This is a genomic window from Lacticaseibacillus mingshuiensis (assembly GCF_016861785.1).
In the GTDB taxonomy this organism is placed as follows: Bacteria; Bacillota; Bacilli; order Lactobacillales; family Lactobacillaceae; genus Lacticaseibacillus; species Lacticaseibacillus mingshuiensis.
This window is the reverse complement of sequence record NZ_BOLS01000007.1, coordinates 39,150-54,862: the sequence shown is the minus strand read 5'-3', so window position 1 is coordinate 54,862 and position 15,713 is coordinate 39,150. Positions and strand designations below refer to the sequence as shown.

Here is a 15,713-nt window from a genome sequence, read left to right as displayed (position 1 = left end):
CATGTCGCATCTGTTTTTCCGCCGTATCGAGCGGCGGCCAGTTCTGCTCAGTTTTTCGTTGTTGATGCTGATCAGTCTCATTCAATTTGGGCAATCGGCCCTGCAAATTGCCAAGCGCAGTAGTGTTTTTCACGACTCGCCTTACACGATGTGGCTGTCGATGGACCAATTCAGCTTTATCCCCATTCTATTTTTCCTGCTAGTGCCGCTGCTCGCCGCCATTCCCGGGGCAACACTGATCGCCAAGGACCGGCAGACGCGCTTCACCCAGCAACTGATCTTGCGGCGCGGGGGGATGCGAGTCGCCTGGGGCTATCTGGTGACCAGCTTCGTATTGGGCGCGGCGCTGGTGGGCGGCACCCTGCTGATCAACTTCTTTGGCTTCTTTCTGCTTTTGCCGAATTTGAAGCCCGACTTCTTTCTCAATCTCAACATTGCCGTCATGTCGCAAGATACCTTGTGGGTTGGGCTCTACTACACGCATCCTCTGTGGCACGCGCTGGCCTCGATCCTGCTGGCGGCAACCTGGAGTGGGCTATTCGCCAGTTTCGCCACGGCAATGGCCTGGTTTTTAAAAAATCGATTCCTGACGGTGGCGGCGGGACTGCTTTTGCAGATCGGCTTGATGGCGGCGAACCTCTTGCTGCCCCTGCCCGCCCATGCAAGCTTTGTGCCATCAGATTTCATGCGGGAAAGTGCCGGGGCGACGCTGAGCGGCTCGGTCGTCGCCAGCGTGACCGCGATCGTGGCGCTCGCGATCGCCGCTCTGACCATGATCGGAGGGCGCGTGCGTGCTTACGAAAGCAATCGTTGAACAGACTTGGCGCTGGTTTTTGTGGCACCAGCGCTGGCAACTTTGGCTCGTGCTCGCGGCGGCCCTCAGCGCCAGTCTCGCCTGCCACGGCCTTCATGCAAGCCTCTCCGCATATGCTCTGCAAAATACGGTGTTTGATCGATTCCAGTTTCTGGTCGTCTATTTTCCATTGTGTCTTTTGGCGACATTGACGACCGACCAAATTCGGGAGCTCGACGCGGCCGCATGTGGCACGCGCGCGGTCCTTTGGGGGCAGCGCGTCCTTCGCCTCTTGGTGACCCAGACAGCATTACTCATTTGGTGGAGCTTGTTTGTCCTCAGCGGCCTGCTTTGGACACACAGTAGTCGCGTCCTCAATCTGGGCTTGGCCGGCCGCACGGTATTGACGCTTTGGCTGACCCAACTCCTCGTGAGCAGCTGCGCGGAATTGCTCGTCGCCACGCTGCACTCGCGGATCGCCGCATTTCTCATAACCTGGCTGGCCGTAGCAGGCCTATTTGCACTGACGGTCGCTGGCGTCCCCGCGCTGATCTTTGCGTTTGCCACCGTGTTGACCCCGATGCGTGCAGCGGGCGATCAGCTCATTTTGATCGGACTCACCGGATTTTCAGTCACGGCCTTGCGCTGGGCCACTGCAAGGGAGGCGCTGTGATGTGGCGCTTGATCGAGCATCAGACGCGCTTCTTTTGGGCAACCAACTGGCGCCGCTTCACGTGTTTCATCGGGCTGGCCGGGCTGATGATCGGCGGGGCGGCCTGGCAGTCGTACCAGCATCCCCATTTTGAGCTGGCGAAAATACTGCTTGGCGGCAATGCACCGGAAAGCTCGCCCACGCATATTGTTTTTCCCGTCACCTGGGTCGTCTTACTGCTCTTGCCGGTGCTTGCACTCGGGGATACCATCCCAGAATTATGGCGGCGACGAGGCATTCAGATCTGGGGCCACGTCTTCAGTCGCCGACAATTTGCGCTGGTAGACCTCCTGCTCATTGCGGAATGGGCCGGCGCATACTGGCTTCTGCTTGCAGGCGGCCTTGTGCTGGGCGGGAGGCCTGTGGACGGCTGGTATCTCGCGACCTTATTTGGAGTCGTGTGGGTGATGCTGCTGATCGAGACTTGGCTGAGTTGGGGCAACCGGTTCGCCGGCCTCCTGGCAATGCTCAGCTGGCAGGTCATCACGATCTACACCACCTGGCCGACTATCCTGCCATTCGCGATGCTGATTCGCTGCCCACGTGGCCCCGTGCCGCTGGTCATAACGCTGGGGGTATTGATCATTTTGAGCGGGGCTTATACCCTCGGCTTTTGGCAACTGATTGGAAAATGGAGTGATAGAAAATGAGTTTACTTGTCGCAGAACATCTCAGTCGAAAATTGCGTCATGGCGGCATGCTATTGGACGACATCACGCTCACCGTCGAGCCAGGGGAGATCTTGACCATCGAAGGTGAGAATGGAGCCGGCAAAACGGTGTTGCTGAAGGCACTGCTCGGCCTGACGGATTCGACCGGAACGCTGACCATCAGCGGCCACCCTTTTCGCCTCGGCCAAGCCTATCCACTGAAGGCTGGTATTTTGATCGAAAATCCGAGCCTGATCAACGACTTCACGGCCTTTCAGAATCTCAAGCTGTTAGCGACGCTGATTCCCGGCGTCACCGATGAGGAGATCAACACTGTCTTGCGCGAGCTCAGCTTGGATCCCAGAAGCAAGACTCGAGCCAAAGACTTTTCACTGGGGATGCGGGAAAAACTTGGCATTGCCCAAGCGCTGATGGGCCACCAGCCGCTGATTGTCCTCGACGAGCCGACCAACGCGCTTGACGAAGACAGCAAAACGACCCTCGCCGCCCTGGTCCGGACTTATCGCAACCTCGGGTCCACGTTTGTGATCGCCTCCCACGACCGCGAGTTCATCGAGGCGGTTACGACCCGGCGTGTCAAAATGAAGGAGGGCCATCTCATTGAACAACAAGTGGCTTAAACGCGGCGGCATCCTGCTGGCAATTTTGCTCGTCGGTTTCGGTGCCGCAGTCCGCTACCACCAAGTCAACGCCGCGACCACCGAAACAATCCGCACGATGAAGATCGACCGGGATCAACAAGTGCATTTCCCTGGACTCGATTTTTCCTTCAGCCGGCTCACCGCGCGCCGCGAGCACGAGACATATCGGGTCAACGCGACAATGACGATTCAGCAGACCAAGCCGCGACGGTACGGCGACCGCGGCCCAAACCGCAGTTTTAACGAAAATCTTCGGCTCGTTGTCCCGTATAGTGCGCTGGCCGTGGCGGAGATCACCCATCTGGATGGCTCGCCGTTACAGTTTTCTCAGCTGAACAACGCGAAGCGCAATGATTTCGTTCTGACGTTCACCGTGTCGGCCGCGCAGTACGAGGCCGGTGCCGGGCGACCATACATTCTACTGATGGTTCCCACCGTGACCGGCTATACGCGGGTCGAATTGCCGCTTTGAGCGCGTGGTTCACTCAGACGCGATTCTGCGTCGCGTTCGCGTTCGATATGACCAACTACCCATCAAAATACACCACAGCGCAACCTGACAGCCGCGCCAGATCGACAAGAATGCCGAGCTGGCGCGGTTTTTTTGTATAAGCAGATGATGTGTCTTCGAGAAGTGGCTTTATATCAGGGCCAAAACAAGCCATCTTGGATACGGCATAACCCGATGCGTCCTTGCCTGATCATCAACCCTCATTCTTCTTACGAAATTGGTGTGATGCCGTCACATTACTTTGCTCCCGGATCTCGGAAAATCAAAACCAACATATCCTGGGTACGCAGATTGACATCTTTTGATGGAAAATAATAATCTCCGCATACCAAGAGTACATGAATCGTTGCCCGCCCGGGGCCGTGCGGACTGACGAGATTCCATTACAAAAAACGCGAACCACTGGACCGAGGGTTTTGCCTTTCTGGAGTATATGAGGCAAATATACGATCATGATTCCGGGATTTCTCAAACTGCCAATTTGATTCTTCTGGGGCAAATTGTCGACAGGGTGTCTTCCTAAATTGATGTGGTGACTCCACAAAGGATTTCCCTGCTCAGTGGAGCGAGTAAAAGAAAAAGGCCACGTCTTACGTAGCCCAAGAAAAAGCATGTTCTTCGCGATCCCTGAAACTATAGTCTTCCTTTATAAGGAGTATGCGGAATTTCCCGAGAGTCGGAATTTAGGAAATCAGTTGATACTGGAATCGTTAGTAGTTCCAAAAGCGGATATTGTCCCATTGGCTAAGAATTGTTTGTCCGTCGAGGAATGGCAGTCGCAGGAACTCGTCCACTGTTTTGGCTGTAAAGCTCAGCGGATATTGAAACTGCTTGTGGCCTGGATACCCACCATCATTATAGTATGGATATGGATCTGCAATTAGCATTCCCTCGTTATACATTTCGATGAGGTAATCGTGGTGATTGAACGTGAAGTAAAAGACCTGGTTCTCATTCAGAAGTTCCAAAAACAAATCCTTGGATAGATCATCGACCCAGTCTCGCACTTGCTTCCCGCTATTCATTCTTGTACTCCTTCCATATTCGTTCGATTTTATTAATATACATCCTGTCTGACCTTGTCATGTGAACCCGAAATTGTGTCTGATGATTTGTTACATCGCCTTCATGTACATGTGGAATCTGTCCGAGATGCTTATGATCTAGGTCAATTTGTCTGCGGATACGCCCGCTAGAGGAGTAAAAGACAATTGAATTAAGCCTATCGTCGGTTGTCACTGTAACATACGATCAGCAAATGCCGACATCGTCTCAATAGGAATCCTCGAATTCTTTGCCCAGGTCCGCCCCCTTTAAACTAGTGTGATGGTGTCACAATACTTTGGGATGGCTTCTCTGGGCGTCTACTCTCAGTATACCGGTGGACACCTTTTGGAGGAAAAGCCGATATCCGCATATCCGGAGTATACCAATCGTGGTCAAGACTTGGGTGTACCCTTCAATCTGGTGTGACGGGGTTACATTACTTTTCTCCGCACGCCCCCCCAGGAGATCGAATTTTGCGTACCCTGAGTATGCCGATTATCATCATTCGAGGGAAACCAACGACTTTCGTATACCCGGGGTACGGGCTTACATCTCCGAGAATGCAAGTGTTGAGAAATGTTGCCAGAAAAAACAAATCGACGATTTCCGAGATCGCAACGAGTCACTCATTTCACATTGGCCGGACTCATGGTCCGCAAATTGGCTTTTTTTCCTCGTGAAATTCAACATCCGCGGTCCCGTGGTCCGGGAAGTCCGCACACGTCCAAGACACTCGATATAAAGTTTTGTGATGGCGTCACACCAATGTGGATGTCGCGGTCCGGGGCGTGCGAACTCAGAGACTGAAAATTTCGCGATTACCGCGCAGAAAATCCAAATCGGTGATCTCCGAGATTGCCCCGTAGCACACAAGTCGCATCGTTTGGACTCAGAGTCTGTATATGTGGGTCTTTTGCTGTGAATCTAAAAACCCGCAGTCCCTGGGTCCGCAAAGATTGCCAGACTCAGGCGTACGGAATTAAGTTTTGTGACGGGGTGACACCAATGTGGCGGTCACAGTCCGGACGTGCGATCTCTGAGACTGAAAATTGCGTGATTCCCGCGTAGACAATCCAAATCGGTAATCTCCGAGATTGCAACGGGCCACTCATTTCACACACCGGACTCATGGTCCACAAATTTGCTTCTTTTCCTCGTGAAATTCAACATCCGCGGTCCCGTGGTCCGCTAAGATTGCCAAACTCAGGCGTGCAATATCAAGTCTTGTGACGGGGTGACACCAATGTGACGGTCACAGTCCTGGCATGCGATCTCTGAGACTGAAAATTGCACGCTGCCCGCGTAGATAATCTAAATCGGTGATCTCCGAGATCGCTCCGGTCACACAAGTCGCATCGACTGGACTCAGGGTTCGCACGCCCCCCCTGAGCAGCATTAACTAGTGTGATGCCGTCACACAACTTTGCTTTCATAACCCGGGAAATTAAGGCTACTGTTCTGATTTCCTTCTGCGCAATCAGTAACTAATGTGATGGCATCACACCCGATTCTCGGTAGCCTTGTTGGCGCAAAGTCGAGCGGCGACACGCAGTTGCCAGTCCAGGCATTTCTTCCCAGTAGCGGGACCAGAAACAGAGTGGTAATCCCACCCGATCACCCTGCCCACCGCCCTATTTTTCCCAGACCCAACCGCGTCCGGTTCTTACTTTACACAAGCACGCAATTGGCCTAAACTATTAAGAACATTGTGCGAAGGGAGGCGGCAACGTGGAACTTGCAAGCAGAGATGAGGAGCAGGCGCGAGTGACGCGAGTGATGGGCGCAATCGAGGCGCGACTCGAGGTGGTCGCGCGCCAGATCGACGCGGCGCACCGGGAAACCACGCGCGTCGAGCAGGCTTACGGGGATGCGACGAAGGTCAATATCACCGAGACCGATGACCGAATGGAGACGAATGCCGCTGTCCAGCAACAGAAGATGATGGTCGCGCGGGCCGTCGAAAACGAGACGATCTTACAGCACGAGGCGCAGCGGCTGCACTTGCTTCAACAGAATCCCTATTTTGGCAGGATCGATATTGAAGAGGACGGCGCGGTCGACACGCTTTATATCGGCATGGGCACGTTCATCGACGAAAAGGACGACTTTCTGGTCTATGATTGGCGCGCGCCGATCGCGGCGATCTACTACAATGGCACACTTGGGCCGGTGACTTACGAAACGCCAGTCGGGCCAGCGACAGTCACGCTGCTCAACAAGCGGCAGTTCACGATTGAAAACGGCGCGATCAGGAACATGTTCGACACGTCCGAAACGGTCGGCGACGAGATTCTGCAGGCGGTGCTGGGCCAGCAAAGCGACGCCTATATGAAAAATATTGTCGCCACGATTCAGCAGGAACAAAACGACATCATTCGCGACACCAAGGCCGATGTGCTCGTGGTGCAAGGGGTCGCGGGCTCCGGGAAAACGTCGGCGGTCCTGCAGCGGGTGGCGTATTTGCTGTATCACAGCCGCAAAGACCTCGACGCGGACGAAATGGTGCTATTTTCCCCGAACCAGCTTTTTGCCAACTATATTTCGGCGGTCCTGCCATCGCTGGGCGAAAAAAATATGCGGCAGGCCACCCTTTACGAATTTTTCGCGAAACGGTTCTCGGGGCTTCAGGTCGAGACGTTGTTTGACCGGTATGAACGCGACCGCGCCGGCCTGCCAGAGAGTGCCAAGCGCATTCGTCGGTTCAAGGAAAATGCGGACTACTTAACGCTGATTCGCGCGTATACGCAAACGCCGGACCAGGTGCCATTTTTCATCGACATTATGCTCAACGGCGAAGTCTTTTTCTCGGCCGAGACGATCACGAAGATCTATGCGAGCCAGCCGGCCAAGGCGACTGCCGCAAACAAGTTCACGGATACGAAAAATACGCTGATCAAGCGGCTGCGTCAGCGCATCAAGATGGCGCTTGGCGACGATTGGGTGCAAGACGCCCTCGATGCGCTGTCGGATGAGCAGGTCACAACGATGCTGGTGGGCCGACGCTTTGCGACCGGCGACCAGGAGCAGCGCTTCATTGCGGAAAAATTGGTGGCGAAGGCATTCGCACCAGTGTATGACGCGATCTATAACGATTATTTCCTGGATTGTTATCAGGATTATGCCCGCTTTTTGACGACCATCGCCGCGCCGACAGTCAGTACCGGGGCCTGGGCCGCGATGGCAGAGGCCTGTGCCAGCGACCTTGAGCATCACGAGCTGCGGCTTGAGGATGCGGCGCCGATTCTCTTTTTGCGCGACACGATCACCGGTGGCGGGACGAACCACGCCATTCGCTATGTTTTCGTCGACGAGATGCAGGACTACAGCATGGCTCAGCTCGCCTATCTTCACCACGCGTTCCCCAAAGCCAAGCTCACGCTGCTGGGCGACGCGAAGCAGGACGTGTTCACGAGCGATTATCAAGCCGGCGATTTTCTGGCGACCATCAAGCAAGTCTTTACCCGTCAGTCGGTGCGCCTGATCACGTTGAACAAGTCCTATCGCTCGACGCGCCCGATCACGGATTTTGCGAAAAATCTGTTACCGGAACACGACCACATCCTGGCCTTCAACCGCGATGGCGAACGGCCAGTGCTGGTCACGACCACGGCGGCCGCGGTGCGCAACGACCTCACGCGCCTGATCAACGAGCAGCTCAAGTTCAACAACACCGTCGCCATTTTGACCCGGGATCGCGGAACGGCCGAGAAATTATTTGCGACGCTTCAGCTGGATGTCCAGAGCACGCTGTTGACCCCGGCGGATCACACGATGAAAACAGGCTGCTTGATCATGCCGGTCTACCTGGCCAAGGGGCTGGAGTTTGATGCCGTGATCGGCTACGACATTTCGGCGCAGACCTATGCCGACGAAGCGGACCGCGACATTTTGTACACCCTGGCGACCCGCGCCTTGCATCACCTGACCTTGGTGGCGCTGGACGACCCGAGTCCCCTGCTGGCGCCGTTGCCGGCAGACAGTTTCACCACGATCGACCGAAGCAAAAAGGCGTCGCGGGTGTAAGCGGCTGGCGTCTCTGCCTCAGGGCCGACACACACAATTTTCCAAAACAAAGACCCGCAAGCGACGAAAATTTTTCGCGGCTTGCGGGTCGTTTTGCGTTCTGAATTGTGTTGTGAACGGATCAGGCTTGCGCTGTGGGGATGTGGTAAAGATAGTAGCGTTCCCCGTCGCGCTCGCGGGTCGCTTGCACCTGGCCGCCGCAGCTTTCGATCACGTGCTGGCTGGCCAGGTTGCCAACTGCGGCGCTCACAATGACAAATGGCACCACCCCGGCGTATTGGGCCACGGCATCTCGCAGAATCCACGTCGCCAACCCGCGACCACGGGCACTTGGCGCAACGTCGTAACCGATGTGGCCGGCATAACCGCGCATCGCAGGCGACAGATGGGTACGCATGCTGACGCGACCGAGAATCGCCGTGTTCGCGTCATCGAACAGATACAACGTGCTTTGCCGCATCCCGGTTTCATCGGGGCGCGCCGCTTGAGCAATGCGGGCCAGCACCGGGGTGATCGTCGGTTCGACCGTCATTTGGCGGATACGATTTTGATTGTAGGGATTATCCCGATCATGCGCCAGCGTGTCGCGCCGATAAACCAGGTAGACCGCGGCATCCGCCTGGGTCAGTGCCCGCATCTGCATGGCGTGCCTCCACTTTCTATTTTTCCAAAAGCCTCAGCCCACATTTTCATGGCAAAAATAAGGCGGCGAAATTATTCAACATATGAAGCCCGATGCTGTAGCGAAGGTCGCCGGTCAGGGTGTAGGCGCTGGCGAAAACAAAGCCCATCGCCGAATAAACGAGCAGGTTGACGGGATCACTGACGCCGGCATGGGCCAGGCCAAACACAATGGCCGAAAGACCCGCGGCGAGCCAGCGCCACGACTTTTTCTCCGGATGCGGCACAGCTTGCATCAATAAACCGCGAAACAGGAGCTCCTCCACGGGCGGCGCGCCGACCACGACGATCAGGGTCATCGCAAGCGGGGACTCGGCCAAATATTGCAGGAGCAGATCCTGATTCTGCGATTCGCTGGCCACTTGATGGGAGATCAGCAGCGATGACAGTGCCTGAACGGCAAAAAGCGCGCCGATCAGGCCGACCATCAAGAGTGCCCGCTTGCCGTCAAACGGCTGGCGATGAATGAATGGATCCTGGTCCGCTTGATGATTGGTGGCATACACGCGCCAAAGCAGTGCGATCAGCCCGCCGAAGATCGCGGAAAACAGGATGGCGGTGTAAACGACCGGCGTGGTGCCGCGGCTGACTATGCCCGGCACCAGCACGAACGCCTCGCCGATCTGATAGGCCAGAAACATCACGACCAGGGTGAACACGCGGCGGACAATTGTTTTGACTGACATGGGGCACCTCGATTCTTGGAAGTTGCGCTGAAGGTAAAAAAATACCCAACATCCCGCGATGTTGGGCCTGCTGCCGTCTACTGGATTCGAACCAGCGACCTCATCCTTACCATGGATGCGCTCTACCTACTGAGCTAAGACGGCATGGTTGTAAAAAAACCTGCCCAATCAATATACAATGAATCCGCGAATCACGCAAGCCAAAACAACAAAAATGTGCTACTTTTGGGCATTTCTCTCCCTTCGCCAACGAAAAGAGCGCTGCCGCTGGGTAGGACGCCCCGCAGGCCTGTGCTGGCACGCCCCAAACGTCCTTGGCCAGAGGGTCATCAGGCTTCGGGCGGACTGGGGCGCCCCAGCTTACGCCTCGCCATGCCACTCCGCTTTGAATTCCGCCAGAAATTCCTGCATCACCTTGGCGCGCTGCATCGCGAGGCGCTTCCCTGCTTCAGTGTTCATCGTGGCCGGCAAGCGCAACAATTTTTCATAAAAATGATTGATCACCGGGACGGCCTCCCGGTAATTCGCAGGGGTAATCGTTTCGCGCGGCGCGATGGCGGGGTCATACATCACGCCGTCGTGTGCGCCGCCGAACATAAACGCGCGGGCGATGCCGATCGCGCCCAGGGCATCCAGACGGTCGGCGTCTTGCACCAGCTGACCCTCCAGCGACAGGGGTTGCGCGCCGCCCAGATTGCTTTTGAAACTCATGTGATCGATGATGGCCAAGATCAGCTCCTGCACCTCGGGGGTATCGCCGACTGCCGCCAATTCCGCCTGCGTTGTTGCACGCGCAACCGCGGAATCGGCCACCAATTTATCGTCGTAGGTGTCGTGCAGAATCGCGGCGGCCAGCGCGATCGCCGGATCCGCTTCAGGCGTTTCGGCGAGCAGCTTGCGCGTCGTGGCCGCGACCCGCTGAATGTGGTCGAAGCCGTGCCCACTATGATCCGCGCTGGCCGCTGTTTTTGCGTATTCTATTAATGCCCCGATGCGTGTCTTTTCTGTCATCTTGATGCCTTTCATTTGGTTTACCACGGTTCATAACGTTATGATTAAAGTAAGGAAAATAAGAGGAGGATCCCCATGACTGCCAAAAACTTGCGCTATACCCAAACGCTGAACCAGTTCGCCCGGCTCGTGCCGCCGCTGGGTGACGAAAGCCGCCCGATCAGCCAACAGAACCTGCTGTTTTGGGTCGCTGCGGAAAAGACGCCGCCACGCCCAGCAAAGTCGCCGAGGCGATGGGCATCAGCAAGGCCGCTGTGACGAAAATGCTGACGCCACTGATCGCCGACCAATTGCTTGCCAAGGAAATGGACACCGCGGACAACCGTTCATTCACGCTGAGTTTGACGGCCAAGGGACAAGAGGAACTAATTGCCTTGACGCCGACCTATCAGGCGCCGATGGAAACGGTGCGCGATGGCCTGGGCAAGAAGCGTTTCAAGCAGTTGATCAAATTGCTGGCCAAGGCCAACCTGTTGCTCAATCAGGCCCATCCAAACGGGGCCGGCCCGATCGAGGTGGACTGCGACGATGATGAAGACGACGATGAAGACGACGTGTAAGACTGTGTCATTTGAGACCCGAGGCGAATTGCTTCGGGTCTTTTTTGTCGCACGGGCATCATCCCAATCTCGCTATTCCGCCCAGTCCGGCAAATTGAATCCCTGCCGCTTCAAGATCGCCCCGATCTCATTGCGATGCGCCAGATCGGCGGTCAGCTGTGCCTGCAGCATCGAGGTGAAACTCTCATCCCGCGCGCCCCAGGAACGTGTGGCATAATAAGACTGAACCCGCGCATCGTAATCGCCAAGCGGCACCGCCTTCGGATACGTGTCCTCGCCCACCACCGCCGCATGCGGCAAGCGGGGTTTGGCTTCCGGCGTTTCGGCGGGGCGTCCGACGATCAGTCCCAGCAGCGGAAAGGTGTGCTGGGGCAAGTTGAGCAAGTCGATCATTTGCGCCGGGTCATTGAGGACGCTGCCAAGAAAACAGGCGCCCAGCCCGCTTCGCTCCGCGGCGGCCGCCATGTTTTGGGCGGCCAGCGTTGCGTCAAAGACGCCGGCCAAAAACGCATCCCAATTTTCCAGATTGGCCAGGGACTGCCCGCTATTTTGCATCAACAGGTGATTGCGATGTTGGTCGACGACGAAAACAAATAAGTCGCCGCTTGGGCCGGCGACAAAATCGCCATGTGTGATGGCTGCAATCACAGCCCGCTTGGCGGGATCCGCGACGTGAATCAGCGAGAACTGCTGGCCAAAGCGCGAGCTCGCTGTGGCCTGGGCTACATTCGTTAAGGCGAGGCGTTCCGGCGCCGTCAAGTTGCCGGTGAATTTTCTGATCGAACGATGCGCCAATGCGCGTTGATCCAGCTGCATATTTTTCCTTCTCTCGAGGTGTTTACATGCATTCTACCACGATTCCAAGCGCCATCCGCGTGATTGGCGCGTATGAGCACAATCTCAAGCAACTCTCCGTCGACATTCCGCTCCATCAGCTTGTCGCGATCACCGGCCGCAGTGGGTCGGGCAAATCGTCGCTCGCGATGGGCGTGCTGTATTCGGAGGGCATGCGCCGCTATGTCTCCGCACTGTCCACGTATACGCGACGCCGGCTCGGCCAGGTCGGGCACGCCAAGGTGGAAAAAGTCGAGCACATCCCCAGCGCGATCGCGTTGCGGCAGCGGCCGGTGGTGCCCGGCATCCGCTCGACCGTGGGCACGACGACCGAGGCGCTGAATGTCCTGCGGCTCGCCTTTTCCCGGCTGGGGTCGCCGCGCTGTCCCAATGGGCATCAGGTGCCGCCGACCTTGAAGATCGCCGAGGCGATGGATCTGCCGAATGTGCCGGGTTCCGGCATGGGCGTGATCACCTGCCCGACTTGTGGGGTCGCGTTTCGCGCGTATGGCGCCGAGGATTTTGCCTTCAACTCGACGGGCGCGTGTCCCGCCTGCGACGGCACCGGTCAAGCGAAAACACTCGCCGTCAGCCGCCTGATTCCCGATCCGACGAAAACCATTCGCGAAGGCGCCGTGGCCTCATGGCGGCTGCCCGGCCGCAACTTTATGCAGATCGTCGCGCAATACGCCGGCGTCGATATCGACACCCCGTTTGAGGATCTGCCCGCCGCCCAACAGGAAATGGTGTGGCATGGCCCACGGCAGACTTTTGCCATCAACATTCCGTCCAAGACTGGCAAAATTTTCCACATGGACAACGCGGTGTACGAGAATGCGTTCAATGCGGTCGAGGATTCAATGAAGACCACGACCAACGAGCGGGCGATCGCGCGGCTGAATAAGTTCTACGAATTCGGCACCTGTCCGACTTGCCACGGCAGCCGCTTCAAGCCGGAATTGTTGACGCAATGGCTCAATGGGAAAAATATTGCCCAAGTGTCCGACATGACGCTTTCCGAATTAACGGCCTTCATCCCCACTATTTTCACCTGGCTGCCGGATGACATGCAGCCGCTGGCCCAAGACATCCTGCGCGAGTTGACCCAGATTCTGACCCCGCTGCGCGATCTTGGCCTCGGCTATCTGACGCTCAGCCGCGCCGGTATGAGCCTGTCGACCGGGGAGCTTCAGCGGATTCAGCTGGCCCGCACGCTGCGCACCCAGACCACCGGCGTCTTGTACGTCCTCGATGAGCCGTCGATCGGCTTGCATCCCGCCAATGTCGCGGGCCTGCTGGAGGTGATGCGCAGCCTGGTCGATCAGGGCAATTCCGTGATCGTTGTCGACCACGACACCGCGATCATCGAAGCCGCCGACCAGGTCCTCGAGATCGGCCCCGGTGCCGGCAGCGCTGGCGGGCGTCTGCTCAATCAAGGCACCCCCGCCGCCATCGCCGCGCGCCCGACGTCCCTCATTGGCCCGTTTCTCACCGGGCAGGCGCCGCTATCCGTGCGGTCCACCGCCCGGCGCCGCGAACCGCTGGTGAAAAAATGGTTCGGCGTGACCGTCACTGACCGCTTCAATCTCCATGATCTGACCGTGCGCCTGCCGCTCAATCAGATGTCCGTTGTCTCTGGCTTTTCCGGTGCCGGCAAATCGACCTTGGTGTTCGACGGCCTGGTCCCGGCGCTCACCGCGACCAAGGCCGCCCCGGCGCCGAGTTGGACGCGCGACCTCGTTCGCGGCGGGCTGCGGCGGGTCGTTGCCATCGACGCCAGTCCGGTCGGGAAAAATGTGCGCTCCACGGTGGCCACGTACACCAACATTTTGGACAATCTGCGGGCGCTGTTCGCGGGGCTGCCCGAAAGCACCGAACGCGGGTATACCGCAAGCGATTTTTCCTATAATGTCGCGGCTGGCGCGTGTCCGACTTGCGGGGGCACCGGCACCATCAATCTGGACATTCAGTATCTGCCGGACATGCAAACGGTGTGTCCGACATGCGGCGGCCGGCGCTATGCGCAAAAGGTGCTCGAAGTCCGCTGGCACGACCGCAGCATTGCCGACCTGCTGGATCTCTCGGTCGACGAGGCGTTGCCGGTGCTGGAGGCGCTGCCGGCGATCGAGAAAACCTTGCAGACGCTGCATGATATGGGACTCGGTTATCTGCATCTGGGCGAAAGCACCCCGACGTTATCCGGCGGCGAGGCTCAGCGATTGAAGCTGACAGCGCACATGGGCCGGGCACAAAACGGGACGCTGTTTGTCTTCGACGAGCCGTCTGTCGGGCTGCATCCCCTTGATGTGCAGGTGCTGCTCGGTGTTTTCCAATCGCTGATCGACGCAGGCGGCACGGTGCTGGCAATCGAGCACGACCTGGATGTGCTGGCCAACGCTGATTACATCCTCGACATGGGGCCGGGCGGTGGCAGTGAAGGCGGCCAGATCGTCGCGTCCGGCACCCCGGCGCAGGTCGCAGCCAGTGGCGCTGGGCATACCGGAAAGTATCTGGCGGATCATTTGCGGCGATTTGGGCTGGCGTGAACTGGGGGCTTAAACCGGGGGTCGGCTTCGCGCGATCCGAATCGGGCGCGCGCCTCTTGATTGGGAATCAGGCAGTAAACTTATCCGTCTTGAAAATCAGTGTCAGGCTAAAGTGCCCCGGTTCGGTCTTGATCGCCATTGTGCCACCCAGTGTGGTCGCCAAGGTGTGGATAATATTTAGGCCGAGCCCGTTGCTGGGCAGCTGCGTCCGCGCCTGATCACTCGTGTAAAAGCGCGTCGTCAGGGTCTCGCCATCTTGCACCGGCGCGTCGGTCTCATTGTCAAAGCGCAATTGGATGTGACCGGCATCGAGCTGGTCAAGGCTGACCGTCGCGGTGCGGGCCGCATATTTGAGCCAATTGCTCAGCGCATTTTGGACGATTCGCCGCAACAGCGCCTGGTCGCTGTGAAGATGCAGGCCAGTTTCGATGTGCGGTACCACGTTGATCTTTTGTTCCGTTAATTTGTCATAGTCGTTGAAGAGCGCCGTTTCGACCAGTGCACTGAGATCCACGTCACTGAGGTCGAGACTGGCGCTTTTTTCCTGAATCAAATTGAAGTCCAGCAAATAGGTCAGGTAATAATCGACCGAGCCCAGGTTGTGCTGCACGCGGCGAAACGCGTCTTGCTGAGCCGGGGCGGCGTCGCGGGCAAGGAGCTGGACATAGCCGGTGGCAACGGTCAGCGGCGTCTTGATGTCATGGGTCAGGTTCGTCAGCATACGGTGGACCTTCTGCTGCTGATCAAACTGGGCGGCCTGAAGCTGGCGGCGCTTGATCAGACTCGCATTGATCGCCGCGGCCAGCGCACGGACCGGGCGTAGCGCCGTGTAAGTCGTCACGCCGGCATTTGTCGTGCGGCCGTTCAAATAGGTCAGGTCGCGGGTCATGCGACGCAGATCCAGCAGCACAAGGCCCAACAGCACGCCGAGGATCAAGGCGAGCGCGGCCAACCCGAACGCTACAAATAGCATTGTCTTTTCCCCCTATCGATACTC

General features: G+C 57.4%; 15 protein-coding genes and 1 tRNA gene. 9 read left to right on the top strand and 7 right to left on the bottom strand.

The features are described from left to right. The first annotated feature begins 1 nt into the window (after position 1). Genes JUE67_RS05805 through JUE67_RS05785 form a run of 5 tightly spaced genes read left to right on the top strand, consistent with a single transcriptional unit; the run spans position 2 to position 3,289 of the window. Positions 2-814, top strand: coding sequence for a hypothetical protein (locus tag JUE67_RS05805; protein WP_203626504.1), 813 nt, complete (start codon positions 2-4; stop codon positions 812-814). Further along, positions 792-1,466 carry a hypothetical protein gene (locus tag JUE67_RS05800; protein ID WP_203626505.1) on the top strand — a complete coding sequence of 225 codons (675 nt, stop codon included), beginning with the start codon at positions 792-794 and terminating at the stop codon, positions 1,464-1,466. The genes JUE67_RS05805 and JUE67_RS05800 overlap by 23 nt, the downstream gene beginning before the upstream one ends. Continuing rightward, positions 1,466-2,155, top strand: a complete 690-nt coding sequence (locus JUE67_RS05795; protein WP_203626506.1) for a hypothetical protein — start codon at positions 1,466-1,468, stop codon at positions 2,153-2,155. The genes JUE67_RS05800 and JUE67_RS05795 overlap by 1 nt, the downstream gene beginning before the upstream one ends. Then, positions 2,152-2,796 carry an ATP-binding cassette domain-containing protein gene (locus JUE67_RS05790; protein WP_203626507.1) on the top strand — a complete coding sequence of 215 codons (645 nt, stop codon included), beginning with the start codon at positions 2,152-2,154 and terminating at the stop codon, positions 2,794-2,796. The genes JUE67_RS05795 and JUE67_RS05790 overlap by 4 nt, the downstream gene beginning before the upstream one ends. Beyond that, positions 2,777-3,289 (top strand): hypothetical protein, encoded by a 513-nt coding sequence (locus tag JUE67_RS05785; protein WP_203626508.1) that lies wholly within the window; start codon positions 2,777-2,779, stop codon positions 3,287-3,289. Before JUE67_RS05790 ends, JUE67_RS05785 begins: the two co-directional genes overlap by 20 nt. Before the next feature lie 749 nt (positions 3,290-4,038). Here JUE67_RS05785 and JUE67_RS05780 read toward each other — a convergent pair. After that, positions 4,039-4,353, bottom strand: a complete 315-nt coding sequence (locus JUE67_RS05780; protein WP_203626509.1) for a hypothetical protein — start codon at positions 4,351-4,353, stop codon at positions 4,039-4,041. A gap of 1,750 nt (positions 4,354-6,103) precedes the next feature. Here JUE67_RS05780 and helD point away from each other — a divergent pair. After that, positions 6,104-8,398 (top strand): RNA polymerase recycling motor HelD, encoded by a 2,295-nt coding sequence (helD, locus tag JUE67_RS05775; protein ID WP_203626510.1) that lies wholly within the window; start codon positions 6,104-6,106, stop codon positions 8,396-8,398. Positions 8,399-8,519: 121 nt separating this feature from the next. Here the strand turns inward: helD and JUE67_RS05770 are convergent, their stop codons facing one another. From JUE67_RS05770 to JUE67_RS05755, 4 genes are all read right to left on the bottom strand, one after another. Continuing rightward, positions 8,520-9,041, bottom strand: coding sequence for a GNAT family N-acetyltransferase (locus tag JUE67_RS05770; RefSeq protein ID WP_203626511.1), 522 nt, complete (start codon positions 9,039-9,041; stop codon positions 8,520-8,522). A 46-nt stretch (positions 9,042-9,087) separates the two neighbouring features. Beyond that, complete coding sequence (locus tag JUE67_RS05765) at positions 9,088-9,765, bottom strand: CPBP family intramembrane glutamic endopeptidase (protein ID WP_203626512.1); 678 nt, start codon at positions 9,763-9,765, stop codon at positions 9,088-9,090. 71 nt (positions 9,766-9,836) lie between these two features. After that, a tRNA-Thr gene (locus tag JUE67_RS05760) sits at positions 9,837-9,909 on the bottom strand. Between the two features lie 216 nt (positions 9,910-10,125). Continuing rightward, positions 10,126-10,776 (bottom strand): HD domain-containing protein, encoded by a 651-nt coding sequence (locus JUE67_RS05755; RefSeq protein WP_203626513.1) that lies wholly within the window; start codon positions 10,774-10,776, stop codon positions 10,126-10,128. A 75-nt stretch (positions 10,777-10,851) separates the two neighbouring features. Between JUE67_RS05755 and JUE67_RS05750 the strand changes: the two genes are divergently transcribed. Then, positions 10,852-11,034 carry a hypothetical protein gene (locus JUE67_RS05750; protein WP_203626514.1) on the top strand — a complete coding sequence of 61 codons (183 nt, stop codon included), beginning with the start codon at positions 10,852-10,854 and terminating at the stop codon, positions 11,032-11,034. Further along, complete coding sequence (locus tag JUE67_RS05745) at positions 11,010-11,336, top strand: MarR family winged helix-turn-helix transcriptional regulator (protein WP_203626515.1); 327 nt, start codon at positions 11,010-11,012, stop codon at positions 11,334-11,336. Before JUE67_RS05750 ends, JUE67_RS05745 begins: the two co-directional genes overlap by 25 nt. A gap of 72 nt (positions 11,337-11,408) precedes the next feature. Here the strand turns inward: JUE67_RS05745 and JUE67_RS05740 are convergent, their stop codons facing one another. Further along, positions 11,409-12,152 (bottom strand): nitroreductase family protein, encoded by a 744-nt coding sequence (locus tag JUE67_RS05740; RefSeq protein ID WP_203626516.1) that lies wholly within the window; start codon positions 12,150-12,152, stop codon positions 11,409-11,411. 26 nt (positions 12,153-12,178) lie between these two features. On the opposite strand from JUE67_RS05740, the gene JUE67_RS05735 reads away from it, so the two are divergent. Continuing rightward, positions 12,179-14,716 carry an excinuclease ABC subunit UvrA gene (locus JUE67_RS05735; RefSeq protein WP_203626517.1) on the top strand — a complete coding sequence of 846 codons (2,538 nt, stop codon included), beginning with the start codon at positions 12,179-12,181 and terminating at the stop codon, positions 14,714-14,716. A 67-nt stretch (positions 14,717-14,783) separates the two neighbouring features. On the opposite strand, the gene JUE67_RS05730 is transcribed toward JUE67_RS05735, so the two are convergent. Further along, positions 14,784-15,689, bottom strand: a complete 906-nt coding sequence (locus JUE67_RS05730; RefSeq protein ID WP_203626518.1) for a sensor histidine kinase — start codon at positions 15,687-15,689, stop codon at positions 14,784-14,786. Between the last annotated feature and the right edge of the window lie 24 nt (positions 15,690-15,713).